19 protein-coding genes are annotated in these 15,385 nt (G+C 69.9%); 11 read left to right on the forward strand and 8 right to left on the reverse strand.

Annotated elements, in window-relative coordinates; genetic code table 11:
* Positions 1 to 288 precede the first annotated feature (288 nt).
* Together ACIBCT_RS06585 and ACIBCT_RS06590 are read right to left on the reverse strand one after the other, a co-directional pair.
* Positions 289 to 1,437, reverse strand: coding sequence for an FAD-dependent monooxygenase (locus tag ACIBCT_RS06585; RefSeq protein WP_399186379.1), 1,149 nt, complete (start codon positions 1,435 to 1,437; stop codon positions 289 to 291).
* Between the two features lies 1 nt (position 1,438).
* Positions 1,439 to 1,924: a GbsR/MarR family transcriptional regulator gene (locus ACIBCT_RS06590; protein WP_399186380.1), complete on the reverse strand. Its 486-nt coding sequence runs from the start codon at positions 1,922 to 1,924 to the stop codon at positions 1,439 to 1,441.
* 362 nt (positions 1,925 to 2,286) lie between these two features.
* Here ACIBCT_RS06590 and ACIBCT_RS06595 point away from each other — a divergent pair, with 362 nt between their 5' ends.
* The 3 genes from ACIBCT_RS06595 to ACIBCT_RS06605 are packed head-to-tail and all read left to right on the forward strand — an operon-like array spanning position 2,287 to position 4,480.
* Positions 2,287 to 2,718, forward strand: a complete 432-nt coding sequence (locus tag ACIBCT_RS06595; protein WP_399186381.1) for a hypothetical protein — start codon at positions 2,287 to 2,289, stop codon at positions 2,716 to 2,718.
* Positions 2,718 to 2,945 carry a helix-turn-helix transcriptional regulator gene (locus ACIBCT_RS06600; RefSeq protein WP_399186382.1) on the forward strand — a complete coding sequence of 76 codons (228 nt, stop codon included), beginning with the start codon at positions 2,718 to 2,720 and terminating at the stop codon, positions 2,943 to 2,945. Before ACIBCT_RS06595 ends, ACIBCT_RS06600 begins: the two co-directional genes overlap by 1 nt.
* Before the next feature lie 11 nt (positions 2,946 to 2,956).
* On the forward strand, positions 2,957 to 4,480 hold the full coding sequence (locus ACIBCT_RS06605; RefSeq protein WP_399186383.1) for an alpha/beta fold hydrolase: 1,524 nt from the start codon (positions 2,957 to 2,959) through the stop codon (positions 4,478 to 4,480).
* A 36-nt stretch (positions 4,481 to 4,516) separates the two neighbouring features.
* On the opposite strand, the gene ACIBCT_RS06610 is transcribed toward ACIBCT_RS06605, so the two are convergent.
* Positions 4,517 to 4,993: a GbsR/MarR family transcriptional regulator gene (locus ACIBCT_RS06610; protein ID WP_399186384.1), complete on the reverse strand. Its 477-nt coding sequence runs from the start codon at positions 4,991 to 4,993 to the stop codon at positions 4,517 to 4,519.
* A 49-nt stretch (positions 4,994 to 5,042) separates the two neighbouring features.
* On the opposite strand from ACIBCT_RS06610, the gene ACIBCT_RS06615 reads away from it, so the two are divergent.
* A complete protein-coding gene (locus ACIBCT_RS06615) occupies positions 5,043 to 5,960 on the forward strand; it encodes an SDR family NAD(P)-dependent oxidoreductase (RefSeq protein ID WP_399186385.1) in 918 nt (305 codons plus the stop codon).
* A gap of 277 nt (positions 5,961 to 6,237) precedes the next feature.
* Here ACIBCT_RS06615 and ACIBCT_RS06620 read toward each other — a convergent pair whose 3' ends face one another.
* Complete coding sequence (locus tag ACIBCT_RS06620; RefSeq protein ID WP_399186386.1) at positions 6,238 to 6,759, reverse strand: TetR/AcrR family transcriptional regulator; 522 nt, start codon at positions 6,757 to 6,759, stop codon at positions 6,238 to 6,240.
* A gap of 113 nt (positions 6,760 to 6,872) precedes the next feature.
* Between ACIBCT_RS06620 and ACIBCT_RS06625 the strand changes: the two genes are divergently transcribed.
* A complete protein-coding gene (locus ACIBCT_RS06625; RefSeq protein ID WP_399186387.1) occupies positions 6,873 to 8,156 on the forward strand; it encodes an FAD-dependent monooxygenase in 1,284 nt (427 codons plus the stop codon).
* Here ACIBCT_RS06625 and ACIBCT_RS06630 read toward each other — a convergent pair.
* The gene (locus tag ACIBCT_RS06630) at positions 8,153 to 8,281 is read right to left on the reverse strand and encodes a hypothetical protein (protein WP_399186388.1); all 129 of its coding nucleotides are present in this window, start codon (positions 8,279 to 8,281) and stop codon (positions 8,153 to 8,155) included. The two genes, ACIBCT_RS06625 and ACIBCT_RS06630, sit on opposite strands and share 4 nt — an antisense overlap.
* A gap of 225 nt (positions 8,282 to 8,506) precedes the next feature.
* On the opposite strand from ACIBCT_RS06630, the gene ACIBCT_RS06635 reads away from it, so the two are divergent.
* Positions 8,507 to 8,962, forward strand: coding sequence for a transposase (locus tag ACIBCT_RS06635; RefSeq protein ID WP_399186389.1), 456 nt, complete (start codon positions 8,507 to 8,509; stop codon positions 8,960 to 8,962).
* Positions 8,963 to 9,150: 188 nt separating this feature from the next.
* Positions 9,151 to 9,981 carry a sugar nucleotide-binding protein gene (locus ACIBCT_RS06640; RefSeq protein ID WP_399186390.1) on the forward strand — a complete coding sequence of 277 codons (831 nt, stop codon included), beginning with the start codon at positions 9,151 to 9,153 and terminating at the stop codon, positions 9,979 to 9,981.
* A gap of 392 nt (positions 9,982 to 10,373) precedes the next feature.
* On the opposite strand, the gene ACIBCT_RS06645 is transcribed toward ACIBCT_RS06640, so the two are convergent.
* The 3 genes from ACIBCT_RS06645 to ACIBCT_RS06655 are packed head-to-tail and all read right to left on the reverse strand — an operon-like array spanning position 10,374 to position 11,693.
* Positions 10,374 to 11,168, reverse strand: a complete 795-nt coding sequence (locus tag ACIBCT_RS06645) for a DUF6461 domain-containing protein (RefSeq protein ID WP_399186391.1) — start codon at positions 11,166 to 11,168, stop codon at positions 10,374 to 10,376.
* 27 nt (positions 11,169 to 11,195) lie between these two features.
* Positions 11,196 to 11,318 carry a hypothetical protein gene (locus ACIBCT_RS06650; protein WP_399186392.1) on the reverse strand — a complete coding sequence of 41 codons (123 nt, stop codon included), beginning with the start codon at positions 11,316 to 11,318 and terminating at the stop codon, positions 11,196 to 11,198.
* A gap of 21 nt (positions 11,319 to 11,339) precedes the next feature.
* The gene (locus ACIBCT_RS06655) at positions 11,340 to 11,693 is read right to left on the reverse strand and encodes a hypothetical protein (RefSeq protein WP_399186393.1); all 354 of its coding nucleotides are present in this window, start codon (positions 11,691 to 11,693) and stop codon (positions 11,340 to 11,342) included.
* A 249-nt stretch (positions 11,694 to 11,942) separates the two neighbouring features.
* Here ACIBCT_RS06655 and ACIBCT_RS06660 point away from each other — a divergent pair, with 249 nt between their 5' ends.
* The 4 genes from ACIBCT_RS06660 (at position 11,943) to ACIBCT_RS06675 (ending at position 15,306) form a co-directional block, all read left to right on the forward strand.
* Positions 11,943 to 12,641, forward strand: a complete 699-nt coding sequence (locus tag ACIBCT_RS06660) for a TetR/AcrR family transcriptional regulator (RefSeq protein ID WP_399186394.1) — start codon at positions 11,943 to 11,945, stop codon at positions 12,639 to 12,641.
* A complete protein-coding gene (locus ACIBCT_RS06665) occupies positions 12,638 to 12,844 on the forward strand; it encodes a ferredoxin (protein WP_399186395.1) in 207 nt (68 codons plus the stop codon). Before ACIBCT_RS06660 ends, ACIBCT_RS06665 begins: the two co-directional genes overlap by 4 nt.
* Positions 12,841 to 14,115 (forward strand): cytochrome P450, encoded by a 1,275-nt coding sequence (locus tag ACIBCT_RS06670; RefSeq protein ID WP_399186396.1) that lies wholly within the window; start codon positions 12,841 to 12,843, stop codon positions 14,113 to 14,115. Before ACIBCT_RS06665 ends, ACIBCT_RS06670 begins: the two co-directional genes overlap by 4 nt.
* Positions 14,116 to 14,250: 135 nt before the next feature.
* Complete coding sequence (locus ACIBCT_RS06675; RefSeq protein WP_399186397.1) at positions 14,251 to 15,306, forward strand: hypothetical protein; 1,056 nt, start codon at positions 14,251 to 14,253, stop codon at positions 15,304 to 15,306.
* Positions 15,307 to 15,385 lie beyond the last annotated feature (79 nt).

Here is a 15,385-nt window from a genome sequence, read left to right on the forward strand (position 1 = left end):
GCGGGACGTGGGTGAAGAACTGCCGACCAGACTTCCCGGCGCACCGCCGCACACCCTAACAACCCCGTCCGGGCACCGGTACACCGCCTGCCGGTGAAGGTCGCACGTCCTTCCGGCCCGTCCCACCGGACACAGGAAGGGGTATGTGCGATGCGTGCGCCGCCCGGTTGGCCCATCCCCCTGAAGGGCCGTTCGACGGGTGGCCCCGCGCCGGGCCCGGCCTCGGCGCCACCGGCGTGAGGGTCCGCGGGCCGGTCCTGGTCACCGGTCCGGCGCGGGCGCGATCCTTCAGCGGGGAAGCGGCGGTGGCGTCCAGTCCCATACCGGGGCGAGGGCCTTGGCGGCCAGGGCGGGCCAGCGCGAGGAGGGGACCAGGCGCAGGGCGGTCGTCCGCAGGTGGTAGCCGACGGCGTTGCCGGAGGTCGACCCCAAGCCCTTGGCGCGCGCCTGCCGGACGATGGTCTGGGTGCGGGGACGTCGTCGTTCGTCGTAGCGGGCCAGCGCCGCAGGGATGTCGTCGCTGCTCTCGGCGAGGGCGGCGGCGAGCACGACGGCGTCCTCCAGCGCCTGGGCGGCTCCCTGGGCCATGTCGGGGTGCATCGCGTGGGCGGCGTCGCCGAGCAGGACCACCCTTCCCCGCGCGTAGTCCCTCAGGGGGTCCAGGTCGGTGATGTCGTGATGCAGGACCGCCTCGGGCGGGGTCGCCTCCAGCAGGTGAGGGATCGGGTCGTGCCAGCCCTGGACGCGGCGGCGCACCTCGGCGAGCTCGTCGTCGTAGCGCACGCCGGGCCGGTCGGCGCGGGCACCCAGCGCCCAGTAGACCCGGCCGCCTCCGACCGGCATGACCAGGAAGTACCGGCCGCGCCCCAGGGTCATGGCGGCTTCGACGCCGTCGGTGCGCGCGATGCCCCGCCAGACGGTGTTCCCCCAGAACCGCGGGCCGGGCGCCTCGGGCCACAGCAGACGCCGGACCGTGCTGTTCACCCCGTCGGCCGCCACCACCAGATCGGCCCTCAGCTCCTCGGTGTCGCAGCCGACGATGACCTCGTCGCCATCTTGGCGGACGGTACTCACCTGCGCGCCGGTACGCACCCACCCGGCGGGCACCGTGTCCAGAAGCACCCGGTGCAGGTCGGCGCGGTGGAAACCGAGCAGCGGGCCGGTGGTGCCGGGCAGCGCGCGGGCGATGTGGCCGCCGGAGGGGACGCGCAGGTTGAAGATGCCGGGAAACGGCACCCCGGCGGCCCGCGCCGCATCGGCGACACCCAGCTCGGCCAGTGCGCGCAGGGCGTTGGGCGACTGGGACATGCCGGCGCCGATCTCCCCGAGTTCGGAGCTGCGCTCCAGGACGGTCACCGTCCAGCCGATCCGCCTCAGCCCGATGGCGGCGGCCAGGCCGCCGATCCCACCGCCGACCACCACGGCGTTCCCGGTCACGTCAGGTCTCCGTGACGGGGGTGGGGGGCGGCGCGTCGTCGAACACCTTCGCCATCCAGTCGAAGATGTGGTGCGCCTCGCGGATCCGCGCGGCCCGCGCGCCGTCCGGGCCGATCAGGTTCATGCCGTCACCGGCGACCTCGCGAAACGCGGTCAGGGTCGCGATCTGCCGCCGCACGACCTTCTCCCAGGCCCCCTCCTCCACCCGGTAGTAGGCGGTGCGCTCACCGGGCCGGGTGCGCCGGCTGACGAACCCCATGGCCTGCAGCACCCGCATGTTCGTGGTCAGGGCCGCGGGACTGGCCCCGATCGCCCGGCCGATCTGCCCGGCCGACTGCTCGGGCGGATCACAGATCATCAGCCACCCCAGCACGCGCCCCGCGACCGGCGGCAGGCCGTCGGCGGTCAGGAACATCGCCACCCGCTCGACCCAGCCCAGCACCTCCTCACGATCCGCCTCACGCGCCATGCCCACCGAACCCTCCATGAAGCCAGCCCCTTCACAACTAGAAAGTAATTTCACAATATTGTGAAATACGAGAACGAGCAAGCCCGAAGGCACCTCGATGCCATCGGAGCGGCTCCCGCCGAGTCCGGCCGCCTGGAACGCCGGGGCCGTGCGACCTTCGACTTCGAGGAAGTCCCGCACCGTCGGCTCAACGTCAAGCCCGATCGGCGGATGTCTCGTCACCGCTCGGCCGGAGCGCGACGGTCGGCCTTCCGCGCGCCTTTGTCCAACCTTGCGCTTGAAGACGCCTTCGGGACGCCGAGCGGAACGAACTTGCGGCTCATCTGATGAGTAGTTTAGGGTACTTAATGAGTAGTAAAGGTTACTTCAACGGAGGGGTCATGCCATCGATGTCGATCAATCCCGCCCGCGCCCGGCGAAGCCGACTGTTCGACGGCGCACTGTTCACCTGGGGAGTCGCCGCCGCGGTGAACCTCACCGCCACAGGCGTTCACGACGCCCAGCAGGGTGGCGACTGGCCGTCCGGGCTGGAACTCGCCTATCTGCTGTCGTTCCTGCTGGCCGTCCCGGCCCTGGCCGTGGCGGTGTGGGCGAAGGTGACGTTGAAGCGTATGGGCGCGGTCGTCGAGGACGAGCGCACCGTGAGCGCCAACCGGCACGCCTCCACCATCGCCTTGAGCGGGGCGCTGGCCGCCCAGCTCCCGTACTTCTTCGACGTGACGACGACCTCCGGCGCTCAGGCGAAGTTCACCATCGCGGCGGCACTGGTGAGCTACGGCGCGGCCCGGCTGTGGCTCACCCGGGAAGCGTGATGCGCGGCACCGACGGCGGTCATCCGCTGCGCAACCGGATCAAGGTGGCCCGGGCCCAGCACGACCTGACCCAGGAACAGCTCGCCGACCTGGTCGGGGTCACCCGAAAGACGATCAACACCGTGGAGACGGGCAAGTTCGTGCCCTCCACCGTGCTGGCGCTCAAACTGGCGCGGGTCCTGCACGCCAGTGTCGAAGAGCTGTTCTACCTGGACGGCATCGAGTGAAGAGATCAACCATGCGCGACCACGCCATCCGTACGAGCCTCGCCGCGGTGGCCGCACTCGCCGTCCTGACCAACGGCACGCCCGCCACCACCGCCGTCCCCTCCTCATCCTCCGCTACCGGGCCGCACCGCTCCCCGCCGACATGGGGCCCATGCCCTCCTGCGACCCAGCCCTCTCACCCGCACCAGCAGTGTGCCGACCTGCGAGTACCGCTCGACTACGACCGTCCGCGCGGCCGGCACATCACTGTCAGGCTGGCTCGCATCACCGCCGCCGACCCGGCACGCCGTCTGGGCACCCTGGTGCACCTGGCCGGCGGGCCGGGCGAAAGCGGCCTGGACTGGCCCGCTGACCTGTACCGAGACGGGGCGCCCGGCCTGCGCGACCGCTACGACCTCGTCGGCTTCGACATCCGCGGGCTCGGTCAGAGCACCCCTGTGACGTGCGGCCTTACCGACGCGGGCCCGGGACCGCGCTACCCGGACCCCGACGGCTCGATCGACGCCATGATCGCCTATTCCCGGCGCACCGCCGCGTCCTGCCTGCGGGCCGGCGGCCCGCTCATCCGCCACCTCAGCACCGCCAACGCGGCCCGTGACCTCGACCGTATCCGGGCGGCCCTCGGCGAACGCGTGATCTCCCTGTACGGCATCTCGTACGGCACCTACCTGGGAGCCGTCTACGCCACCCTGTTCCCCCACCGCACCGCTCGCGTCGTCCTCGACAGCGCCGTCGATCCGCGGCGCATGTGGTACGGCTTCATCCGCCTCGGCGGGCGCGGCGTCGCCGAGCGCCTCCCCGATCTCACCGCCTGGGTCGCCGCCAGAGACGACACCTACGGCTTCGGCCGCACCTCCGCCGAAGTGCACCGGCGGTATCGCAACCTCGTCGGCACCCTCGACGCCGCCCCGTTCGAGCACTCCGGCGCCCGCATCGACGGCAACGTATTACGTCACCTGACCCTCGACGCGCTGAAGGCGGCCCAAGAGCGCAGGTTCCCGCAGATCGCCGCTACCTGGGCCTACCTGGCCTCGACGACCCGGGGCGATACTCCGGCGGCCACGACGCAGGCGCCTCCCACCCCCGTGCCACCCGGCGACAACCGGGTCGCCCTCGAAACCGCCGTCCACTGCAACGACGCCACCTGGCCCCGCCGGACCCGCTTCTACGCCGATGCGGTCCGCGCCGACCGCCGCCGCCACCCCGACGACGCCGGCCGCTCGGCCACCATCCGGCCGTGCGCCTTCTGGCCCGCTCCGTCCGAACCGCCCGTGCGCATCACCGGTCAGGGCCCCCGCAACATCCTGGTGGTCCAAAACCTGCGCGACCCCTCCACCCCATGGATCGCCGGTCTCGGCATGCATGACGCCTTCCTCGGGCGAGCGGCCTTGCTCACCGTCGAGGCGGGCGGGCACGGTGTCGTCGGCCACAACGCGTGCGCCACCGGCATCGTCCTGCGCTACCTGACCCAGGACGGGGGGAACGTGCCGCTGCCCCCCGAGCGCCGCTGTCCTGCCGGCGGGAACGCCGAATGATCCGGCTCTGGTCAGGCAGGAAAGACGTCGCGGCTCTCAGGCCTGAGGTGGCCGTGGTGCGGCACCGGCCCGTTCCGCGTCCCACCGGTCGAGGAGCCTGGGGAACTCCCGGGCCATGAAGGCGTACATGTCGCGCATGTGCTCGAGCCGGGCCCGGGCGGCGGGGTGGTCTCCCACCGCGCCGAGTCCTTGCTCGGCCAGTGCGGCGAAGGCGGTGAACTCGGCCATCTTCGACCGGAACGCGCGCCCGAAGACGTCGTCGGTCAGCCGGTAGTGATCCCGCCGCGCCCGCGGGGGACGATAGCGCTCGACGAGCCCGCCCCGCTCCAGCTGGTGCAGGGCCACGCTCATGCTGCTCTTGGCCACTCCGAGCCGTTCGCACAAACCGGGGGCGTCGGCGGCGTCGCCGGTGTCGGCGAGCAGGCACCCCATCACCCGGCCGGCGGTGCGGCTCAGGCCCAGCCGCTCGAAGTACAGCCCGGCGCTTTCCACGAACTCCTCGACATCGGCCATGAAGACATCCTAGTTTGTTCGAAACGTTCCGAACACTTAGGATTCTCGTATGGCTCTCCCCGCCCCCCTCACCATCGCCGTCACCGGCGCCAACTCCGGTATCGGCCTGCGGGCGGCGCAGCGACTGGCCGCAGACGGCCACCGGGTCCTGGCCCTGTGCCGCGACCCGCACCGGGGCCGCACCGCCCTGGAGACGATCAACGCCGGCGCCGCCCATCCCGCGGTCCTCGTCATGACCGACCTGTCGGATCCCGCGTCCATCGACGCGGCGGCCGAGAAGATCGCCGGCGAGGTGGGCCACCTCGACGTCCTGATCAACAACGCCGCGGTGTTCGACCAGACGATGCGCACACCCGCGTTCACCACATCCGGTCACGAACTGTTCTGGACGACCAACCATCTCGGCCCCTTCCAGCTCACCGCGCGCCTCAGCCCGCTGCTCGCCGCCGCCCCCCGCCCTCGGGTGATCAACGTCGCCAGCAAGGGACTGGTCACCATGCCGCGCATCACGATCCGCTTCGATCGCCTCGACGATCCCGGCTGGTACAGCCCGACCAGGGCCTACTACCACGCCAAGCTGGCCCAGATCATGACCGCCTACGCGCTGGCCCTGCGGGCGGGCGGCACCTTGGACGTCGCCTGCGTCCGGGTGCCCGCCGTACGGCTCGACGCCGACCGCGTCGCCGCCCTGCCGTGGATCCTGCGAGCGTTGTACGCGCCCAAGAACCGGTTCGCCGTCCCCGCCGAGCACCTGGGCGAGACGTACGCGGCCCTGGCCACCCGCATCGGCACCTGGCGGGAACACGCCGTCCCCGTCGCCACGGACCGGTCCGCGCTGCGCGGCATCTATCTCGACGAGAACCTCCGGCCGGTCGATGCGCCCGCCTTCGCCTACGACGCCGCGGCCCGCGAACGCCTGTGGGCCGTCTCGCAGCAGGCCACCGGCAACCCGTCCTGGGCCTGGTGAGGACCGGGTGCCGCCTGCGCGCCCGGACCGGTGGCAGGCCGGTCCGGGACGGGCCGGCCCGGGACGGGCCGGGACGGCATTCGGTCACCGTGCCGCTTCGAACAGGAACCCGTCCCCGTCCGGCCCTGGACGGTGACCGCCGAGATGTGGCGGTTCCCGGGCCGACCGGCGGCCCGGACGCGCGGCCACCGCGTCCGGTCGCGTCCGATCGCGTCCGATCGCGTCGTGTCGCGCCGGCGACGACTTCACGCCGATGACGGCCGAGGGACGGCCGGTCTCAGGTGAGCGCGGCCAGTGCGGCCTGCACGGCGGCGGCCCTGACCTCCTGCAAGGGGAGGGTGGCGTGTTCCACGACGCAGTCGGACATGCCGCCGAGCGCCACAGTCGCGTGGATCCGCGCGGCCGTCGAGGGGGCGGGACCGAGCAGGAGCGCGGTCAGCTGCTTGCGCCAGCGCCACATCCGCTCCACCAGGTCGAGTTCGGCGAGCATGGCGGGTGCGCCCAGGACCATCATGAGTTCTTCACGGTGCCGCCAGATGAGGTCGAAGTAGTCCTCCAGCAACGCGCGCGCGTCCCCCGGTTCGCGCTCGGCCGTGAACGCCTCCAGCTCGTCCATGAACGGCTGGACGATGCTTCTGACCAGGTCCTCGCGGGAATCGAAATGGTAGTACAGGGCCGCTTTGGTGATGCCCAGTCGGTCGGCGATGTGCTTGAGGCTGGTGTTCTGCACGCCCTGCCGCAGGAAGAGTTCGCGTGCGGCTTCCTGGATGCGCGTCCTGGTGTCCGAAGGCCTGGCCATGCACCAAGAGTAGGGCTTACCTATCGTTAGGTAAGAGCTTGCGCGCCCTGGAGAATCATGCTTACCTATCGTTAGGTAAAAATTCTACCTAACGTTAAGTAAGCGAGAGGCGTATGCGAGTCCTCATCTCCGGTGCCAGCGTCGCCGGCCCCGTCCTGGCCTACTGGCTCACCCGCCACGGCTTCACCGTCACCGTGGTGGAGCGGGCTCCGGCGCTGCGCAAGGCGGGCGGGCACGCGGTCGACCTGTTCCGCCCCGCCATGGACATCGTCGAGAAGATGGGCCTGATCGAGCCGGTCCAGGCCGCCGCGACCGGCACCGAGTGGCTCGCGTTCCGCTCCGAGAACGGCGAGCGCTCCTACGAGCTGGGGATGGCGAGGCTGACGCGCGCCATCTCCGACCGGCACGTCGAGATCATGCGCGACGACCTCGCGGAGATCCTGCACCGGGCCACCCGCGACGACGCCGAGTACCTCTTCGACGACTCCATCACCGCTCTGGCCGAGGACCCGGACGGCGTCGACGTGACCTTCGAGCGAGGACCCGCCCGCAGATTCGACCTGGTGATCGGAGCCGACGGGCTGCACTCGACCGTCCGGCGCCTGGTCTTCGGCCCGGAGGAGCGCTTCTCCACCTGGATCGGGGGCTACCTGGCCGTCATGTCGATCCCCAACTACCTGGGCCTGCGCGACCGCATGGAGGGCATCACGGGCGTGAACAGGATGGCGGCCGTTTACGGCGCGGCACGCCTGGACGAGGCCCGCGCGGTCTTCCTCTTCCGCCCCGAGACCGAGCTCGACTACCACCACCGCGACGTCGACCGGCAAAAAGAACTGCTGCGCCGCCACTTCGCCGGGATGGGCTGGCAGGTCCCCCGGCTGCTGGGCGAGGAGTTGGAGCGCGCCTCGGCGTTCTACTTCGACTCGATCACCCAGTTGCGGATGGACACCTGGTCACGCGGCAGGGTGAGCCTGGTGGGCGACGCCGGTTACTGCCCCGGTCCCGCGGTCGGTGGCGGCACCAGTCTCGCCGTCGTGGGCGCCTACGTCCTGGCCGGCGAACTGGCCGAGGCACGCGGTGACCACACCCGGGCCTTCACGGCCTACGAACAACAGATCGGCGACTACGTACGACGCAGCCGGACCTTCGCCGTCGCCACCGCCAAACGGCTCATCCCCGGCAGCCGCCTGGAGCTGTGGGCCCTGATCCAGGGAGCGCGGCTGATCAACAACGCTCCCGCGTCGCTCGCCCGTGCCCTGACCGGCCTCAACGGCAAAGGCATGCGCCTGCACGACGAGGTCACGCTCAAGGCCTACCCGCACGAGACCCACCGGGCGGCGGCGCCAGGAGCAGACCAACGACGCGGAATCACCGACCGCCCACAGGCCGTCGACTAGCCGCCGGAGATCGTGCGGAAGACCATGTGGACGGCGGCGAGGGCGAAGCCGTCCATCGCGGCCTTCAACGCCGGCGCCACTCCTTGTTCAGCCCGCTGATCACTGAAGCCGAAGACGGTCTCCACCGCCGCCGGGGTAACAGGGCCGCCGGGGTAACAGGGCCGCCGTGGTGATCGCGTTACGGACCCGGACCAGGCGGACCCATCGCCGATTCACCTCGTCCTGCCGGGCGACGACGGGGGGTTGTGCAGTCGCACGGCCTGGGTGAGCACCCGACGGCCCTTCTGCCTGTCCGCACCGGTTTCTTCCCACAACCGCCGCCCCGCCCTGGGGGCGAAAAATCCCTCTGAATGCGGCACAGGCTGTACACGATCCCGCCGCTGACCACCGCAAGCGCGGTATGTCTCACGTGCCCTACAGGGCTTCTGCATTCGACACGATCACAAGATCGGTTGACGAAACAGTTCGGAAGGTCGCTCGGCTCACGAGGGAAGAGGAACGATCGGGTGCCGGCCGTAAGAAAGTACCCCGATGGCCTAAGGTCGCACGCGGTGCAGCTGTACCGGGACTCGAACCCCAAACCGGCCATCAGCCGTCTGGCAGAGCATCTGGGCGTTCATCGCGAAGCACTGCGTACGTGGATTCGCGAGGATGAGGCCACGTACCAAGACGACGACCAACTGGTCACCATCCGGCCTGCAGAGCTGCGCGATCTTCGCAAAAAGAACGCCGAGCTCAAGCGCGCCAACGAGATCCTCAGGGCGGCGAGCGCGCTGTTTGCCGCCGAGTTGATGGAGGTCGGCTGATACAGCCTCGCTCATCTGGCGCCGCTGTCCATGTCTCCACAGTCGCCAAGTGGGTACCGGCTGTTCTGCGAGTCCCGTGCCTGAAGTCGCAGCCCATCATGATCGACCGGCCGCGCGCTGCAACCGATACAGCACCATGGGTGCCGGATCGAACGCCGGTTGAACATGAGCGACTATGGTGGCCGCCGATGCGGATCCTCATCGTCGGTGGCAGCGGTTTTCTCGGCGGCGAGCTCGCCCGGCGGTGCCTGACGGCCGGGCACGAGGTGGCCGGGACCTACCTGACCCGATCAGGAGAGATCGCGGGTGTCGAGTGGCTGCCTCTCGATGTACGCCACCGCGAGGAGGCCGGCGCCCTGATCGGCGCGTGGCGGCCAGAGGTGGTGGTCAATGTCGCGTACCGGCAGACGGACTGGGCGACCACGGCGGCCGGTGCCGCGAACGTGGCCCTCGCCACCTTCGCGGCAGGCGGGCGCCTGGTTCACGTGTCCAGCGACGCGGTCTTCTCCGGAGCGATGACTCACTATGACGAGACGAGCGTTCCCGACCCGATCACCCCCTACGGTGCCGCCAAAGCCGCCGCCGAGACGGCAGTGGACGCCATCGTGGCGAACTCAGCGGTAGTTCGGACATCCCTGATCATCGGTGACGGCGGTTCTCCGCACGAGGCGCTGGTGCATCGACTGGCCGGCGGCGGGGTCAGGGGAATGCTGTTCACCGACGATGTGCGATGTCCCGTGCATGTCGCCGATCTCGCTGCAGCTCTCCTCGAACTCGCCGCGTCCAGGTATCACGGCACCCACCACGTCGCCGGAGCCGATGCGGTGAGCCGGTACGAGCTGGGGCTGCTCATCGCCCGACGCGACGGACTCGACGTGGACAAGGTGCCTTCAGGGCTGCGCGCGGAGGCCGGCTTGGCCGGTCCGATGGACGTGCGCCTGCGGTGCGACATGACTCAAGGGCGGCTTCGGACCGAACTGCGTGGCGCGCGGCAGTTTCTGGGTGAGGGACACCGCTGATCGTGATTTTGTTGCCTGCAAATGTGCTCACTGCAGGGGCATAAGGACGCCTTCAGTCGTCTGTCATCGGCGTAGTCCTTCGCCGGCCAGGAGCAGTGCGGCTTCAGGGAGGTCGAGGTCCTCGATTCTCATCTTCGACTCCTCGCTCTCAAGCCGACTCTCAAGATCCGCGCCGAACTCTCACGCTCGACGGCGCCAGACAACTGTCTGGACGCAGCGGAGATGACAGTAGGTCCTGGTCTCGACCTGGGCGGTGTCATTTAGGCCGACGTCTAATCAAGCCTGCCGAACGTCATTCAAAGTGACAGTGCAATCCGAATAACATTCGGCCAGATTCTGCAACGGGGGCGTGACCGCCGCTGCTCCTGACCCCTCTCCACGACTTGGCCGCGTCAGAAATAGGCACCGGGTATGGCCGCCCCGAGGATGGGGCGGCGAAGGTGTTGCGGGATGACTATGACGCCGGTGATCCTGCTCGCGACCGCCAAGGCCGCCGGAATGGGGTTGTCGATGTGGTCGTCGGCGGCCGGATCGAGGCCCAGCTCACGAAGGTATCGGTTGAGCCGATCGGGATCTGCGCCATGCCTCTGGATGGGAAAAGTCGGGTTGATGTCGGTGATGTACTCGCCGTCGACGGCATAGGAGAGACAGTGCCGGGCGGCGTAGTTGTGCCGCATCACCGCCACCGCTTCCCCTCCGTCGCGGGAGAGGGGACAGAGAGCCTCCCTGTGCGAGCCACGCCAACCGCAATCCTCGATCGCGACGGTCCAGTCCCCGATTCGCCTCACAGTGATGACCTCAGGCCCTTCCGGCTGGGAGTAGTCCTCGTCTCCGATGAGCCGGATGTCCTCGTCCGCAGCACCGAGCCGGCGGAGCACCTCGTGCTCGTCGAGCCCGCGGACGAAGACAATCGTGTAGATCTCGCCGAGCCCGCTGCCTTCTTCCCACCCGTAATCTTCTGGCGACGCGCCGGGGGTCCTGGCGGTGGCGTGGACCATCTCGAACGTGCTCGCCTGCTCGAAGATCTCGGGGTGGGCGGCGAAGAAGGCCTCGGTGATTTCTGGAGCCATCCGGCCACGCTCACTGACCGGGTAGCCGTTCGCTCTCGCCCAGTCCCGGATCTGAGTACGGCCGAGCGTGGGCGTCCGGTAGGTGACGCGGAGGGGGGTGAAGTCGGCATCGGACATGATCAGAATCCTCCTGAAGCCGGGACGTCAGCCCGCGCTGCGCCAGTAGGCAAGTTGCGCGCTCGTGCTTTTGACCACCCGAGGAATGGACTCAGGCTGTGGCCAGATCTGCAGCAGATAGCGATCTTCCGCTTCCTCGTCCATGTTCACGGCGTGATAGCGCAACCGATATCACCCTGGCCCCGAGGGCAGCTCGGATATTTCGTGAACGTCTTCGCCTCCCCACTCACATAGCGAGAACCGTCCGGCCTCGGACCGGAAGCTGATCTCCACAATGTCCTCATACCCGTCGATGTCCGCTCCCGGATCCTGGTCGGCTACGGTCGCCGAGAAGCCAAGGGTGCCCGTGTGTGTACCCGTGAGCAGGAGAGCGGCGCCGTCCTCCACGCGAATGATTCCGACGGGGTGATCGGGATGGTCATCGGCGAAATTTGCGTAGCCGTTGTTGTCGTCGGTGTCGTCGACGAGATATGCCTGCCCGTAGTGAACCCAGAGGCCGAACGAGACGGTGCGAGTGGTGGTCATGGTCGGCAAGAGTATGATCATGTACTGACATTTCCGACCGATGCGAGCTCAAGCGTCACAGTGGTGTGACCGTGCTCGCCTTCGCTCGAAGCCTCCAGGCACTTGGGGCATGCCCAGCTGCCGAAGAACACCTGTTGCCAGGTCCGCTGACATCCTCCGTGCCGTACTGGCATCTGCAAGGGCCCCAGACGACCACCGCCGTCCCGTAGGGCCGTTGACATATCAAATGAACGTTCTTTTAATTACCCCATGGGGCGTATCGCGGGTGTCACCGCCGCCGAGACCAGGGAGCGGCTGCTGCGAGCGGCGGCCGAGGTCTTCGCCCGGCGCGGCTACGACGGCACGCGGGTGGCCGACATCGCCGCGGCGGCGGGGGTGAGCAACGGCGCCCTGTACGCCCACTTCGGCTCGAAGGCCGAGTTGCTGGTGGCCGCGCTGCGCGCGCACGGGCCGCAGTTGCTGGCCAGACTGTTCGCCGCCGACCCGGACCGGCCGATCACGGAGCTGCTGGCCGTCGTCGGCCGCGGGCTTCCGCGCCGGCGCGACGCCCACGGCTACCTCATCGTCGAGGCCCTCGTGGCGGCGCGCCGCGACGAGGACGTCGCCCGGCCGATGCGCGACTACGTCGGCGAGCGCGCCGACCGGCTCACCGGCCTCGTCCGCGCCGCCCAGAACGACGGCGAGGTGGACGGCACGCTGTCGCCGGACGCGCTGTCGCATTTCTGCCTGCTGCTCGCGATGGGCAGTGCGCTCGTCACACCCGACCTGCACCGGGTCGACGACGGGGAATGGGCCGCGTTGCTCGCCCGTCTCGTCGCCGCCCTGGCCCCCTCCGGCACCGCGGCGCAGCCCTCGGCCCCTGCCGGCACCGCGGCACGGCCCTCGGCACCCGCAGGCCCGCGGCACGGAGGGGCCGGTACCACGGCACAGAGGGGAGCCCCGCGGTGAGAGTAAGGATCGACCCCGGGCGATGTCAGGGACACGGCCGCTGCTACGACCTCGCCCCCGGCCTGTTCGGCGAGGACGACGAGGGCTACGGGCGGGTCCTCGGCGACGGCGTCGTGCCGCCGCACGAGGAGCAGGCGGCGCGCCTCGCCGTGGCGAACTGCCCGGAAAGAACGATCGAGATCCTCCAGGAGAGCGCCACATGACCGTCGACGACCGCTTCCAGCAGCAGGAGTTCGAGAAGAGGATGCGGAACCGGCCCGACGGCGTGCGCAACGAGGCCGTCACCGGGCCGGTCTCCGACTGGGCGACCGACTTCTCCCACACCGAGCCGGAGTGGGCGGCCGACCCGTACCCGATCCAGGACGACCTGCGGCAACGCTGCCCGATCGCGCACACCGACCGGTTCGGCGGCGCGTGGCTGCCGACCCGCTACGAGGACGTCGCGGCCATCGCCTACGACACCGAGCGCTTCTCCTCCCGGTCGATCATCGTGAGCAACTTCCGCCCGCCGCTCGAGGCGGCGCCGGTGGGCGGCACGCCTCCGATCTCCTCCGACCCGCCCTTCCACCACGACGCGCGCAAGCTGCTGCTGCCGATGTTCACCAAGTCGGTGGTCTCCAGGCAGGAGCCGGCGACACGGGCGTTCTGCCACTCGCTCCTCGACGCGCTGGAGGGGCAGGACGTCATCGACGCCGCCCGTGACTACGCCCAGCACATCCCGACGCGCGTCATCGCCGACATGCTGGGCTTCCCGCCCGAGGACGGGCCGCGGTTCCGCGAGTTCGTCGAGAACGCGCTGGAGGGCGTCAACCTGCCGCCCGAGGAGCGCGGTCCCCGGATGGAGAAGCTGTTCGGCTACCTGCTGGAGCAGATCCGCGACCACGTCGACAACCCGCGGGACGACCTCACGACCTACCTCGTCAACGCGGAGCTGTACGGCCGGAAGCTGGAGCCGTTCCACGTGGCGGGCACGATGGCGCTGCTGCTCATCGCCGGCATCGACACGACGTGGAGCGCGATCGGCGCCTCGCTGTGGCATCTGGCCAGAACACCGGCCGACCGCGAGCGCCTGGTCGCCGAGCCCGCCCTGCTGCCGGCCGCCATGGAGGAGTTCCTCCGGGCCTACGCGCCGGTCACGATGGCCCGGCTGGTCAAGGAGGACATGCACTGGCACGGCGTCGACATGAAGGCCGACGACTGGGTCCTGCTGTCGTTCCCGGCGGCCAACCGCGACCCGGCGCAGTTCGACCGGGCGGACGAGGTCGTCATCGACCGCGAGGTCAACCGGCACGCCGCGTTCGGCCTGGGCATCCACCGCTGCGCGGGCTCGCACCTGGCCCGGATGGAGCTGCGGGTCGCCCTCGAGGTCTGGCTGGAGCGCGTCCCGGTCTTCGGCCTGGACGACCCGGCGGCGGTGACCTGGGCGACGGGCCAGGTCCGCGGGCCGCGCACCCTCCCGCTGCGCATCGGCTGACCGGCCGCCTCACGAAGACCGGCGAGGGGTACGGCGCGACGGCACGCCCCTCGTCGTCATGGGAGACGACCGGCGTCTCCCGCGAGATCACCGTATCGTCGTACCGGAACGTCCTCTCCTCGGCACGGGAACAACGTGGACACACATCGCCCCCCTGACGCGATCCCGCGCGACCGTACGTTGATCAACCGCGCGCTGGACGAGCAGCTCCTCTTTCCGCAGCGCGCGTTCGGCAACAAGGACAACCTGGCCGGCGTCGCGATGCGCCTGCTCGACGAGCACGAGAACTTCGTCCGCCTGGCTCCCTGCCGGCTTTCCGGCTCCACGCCCGGATCGGCCGTCATCGTGCTGAGCGATCGGCGTACCCGTCTGGCCGACCTCGACGCGGGGTACCGGCACTCCGGCACGGTCACCGTCGGCCACGGTGAGCTGAGGGACGTCGTCGTCCACAACGACCGCAGGCTCGGCATCCTCGACACGGCCGACGTCGAGCTCGTGAGCGCTTCGAGCACGATCCTCGCCCGCGGTCTGCTCCGCCGGCAGGCCGAGGCCGTCAGGTCCGACCTGGAGTTCCTGAGCGGACGCCGGGGACGGGAACGCCGGCCGGGAGCGCGCGACCGCGAGGATCCCGGGCGTGAGCTGGTCCGGATGGGCTTCGCCGTGGACATCGTCGGATACAGCGGCCGGTCCGCCCCGAAGAGGAAGGAGCTGCAGGAACGGCTGGAGGCGATCTTCGTCCGGACGATGGACGAGCTGGACGTCGACGTCGCCGCGACCGACCGGCAGGGCACCGGTGACGGCATGAACGTCTTCCTGCCGCAGGCCCTGGAACTGCACACCGCGCTGCCCCGCCTGCTGCACGCCTGGCGCGATCACCTGGCACGGGACAACCGTCGCCATGACGACCGCATGAGAGTGCGCATGGCCGTGGTCCTCGGCCCCGTGGGGATCGCGGTGCTCGGCTACTCCGGTTCCAGCATCGTCGAGGTCAACCGCATGCTCGACAGCGAGGCACTGCGCCGGGCCGTTCGCGAGCACCCCCGGGCCGACCTCGCGGTCCTGGTCTCGGACCTGCTCCACAGGTACACGGTGCGTGAGGGACACCCCGAGCTCGACCCGTTCGAGTTCACGTCCTGCGACGTGGCCAACAAGGGCTTCGCGGCCGATGCCTGGCTGTGGATCGCACGGTGACGGCCCCGTGGCCCGTCCGCATGGCCGCCGTCAGCCGGTGCAGGGACCGCTCGTACACCCTCGGATGAGCCGCCGTCGG

This window comes from Streptosporangium sp. NPDC050855, assembly GCF_044456585.1.
GTDB classification, from domain to species: domain Bacteria; phylum Actinomycetota; class Actinomycetes; order Streptosporangiales; family Streptosporangiaceae; genus Streptosporangium; species Streptosporangium longisporum.

What these genes read in the sequence shown, in the direction of transcription:
- ACIBCT_RS06655 (WP_399186393.1), bottom strand. Translation starts at nt 11,693, where the DNA reads ATGACCACCACTCGCACCGTCTCGTTCGGCCTCTGGGTTCACTACGGG.
- ACIBCT_RS06660 (WP_399186394.1), top strand. Translation starts at nt 11,943, where the DNA reads ATGGGGCGTATCGCGGGTGTCACCGCCGCCGAGACCAGGGAGCGGCTG.
- ACIBCT_RS06625 (WP_399186387.1), top strand. Translation starts at nt 6,873, where the DNA reads ATGCGAGTCCTCATCTCCGGTGCCAGCGTCGCCGGCCCCGTCCTGGCC.
- ACIBCT_RS06600 (WP_399186382.1), top strand. Translation starts at nt 2,718, where the DNA reads ATGCGCGGCACCGACGGCGGTCATCCGCTGCGCAACCGGATCAAGGTG.
- ACIBCT_RS06610 (WP_399186384.1), bottom strand. Translation starts at nt 4,993, where the DNA reads ATGGCCGATGTCGAGGAGTTCGTGGAAAGCGCCGGGCTGTACTTCGAG.
- ACIBCT_RS06615 (WP_399186385.1), top strand. Translation starts at nt 5,043, where the DNA reads ATGGCTCTCCCCGCCCCCCTCACCATCGCCGTCACCGGCGCCAACTCC.
- ACIBCT_RS06670 (WP_399186396.1), top strand. Translation starts at nt 12,841, where the DNA reads ATGACCGTCGACGACCGCTTCCAGCAGCAGGAGTTCGAGAAGAGGATG.
- ACIBCT_RS06635 (WP_399186389.1), top strand. Translation starts at nt 8,507, where the DNA reads ATGCGGCACAGGCTGTACACGATCCCGCCGCTGACCACCGCAAGCGCG.
- ACIBCT_RS06620 (WP_399186386.1), bottom strand. Translation starts at nt 6,759, where the DNA reads ATGGCCAGGCCTTCGGACACCAGGACGCGCATCCAGGAAGCCGCACGC.
- ACIBCT_RS06605 (WP_399186383.1), top strand. Translation starts at nt 2,957, where the DNA reads ATGCGCGACCACGCCATCCGTACGAGCCTCGCCGCGGTGGCCGCACTC.
- ACIBCT_RS06645 (WP_399186391.1), bottom strand. Translation starts at nt 11,168, where the DNA reads ATGTCCGATGCCGACTTCACCCCCCTCCGCGTCACCTACCGGACGCCC.
- ACIBCT_RS06590 (WP_399186380.1), bottom strand. Translation starts at nt 1,924, where the DNA reads ATGGAGGGTTCGGTGGGCATGGCGCGTGAGGCGGATCGTGAGGAGGTG.
- ACIBCT_RS06640 (WP_399186390.1), top strand. Translation starts at nt 9,151, where the DNA reads ATGCGGATCCTCATCGTCGGTGGCAGCGGTTTTCTCGGCGGCGAGCTC.
- ACIBCT_RS06595 (WP_399186381.1), top strand. Translation starts at nt 2,287, where the DNA reads ATGCCATCGATGTCGATCAATCCCGCCCGCGCCCGGCGAAGCCGACTG.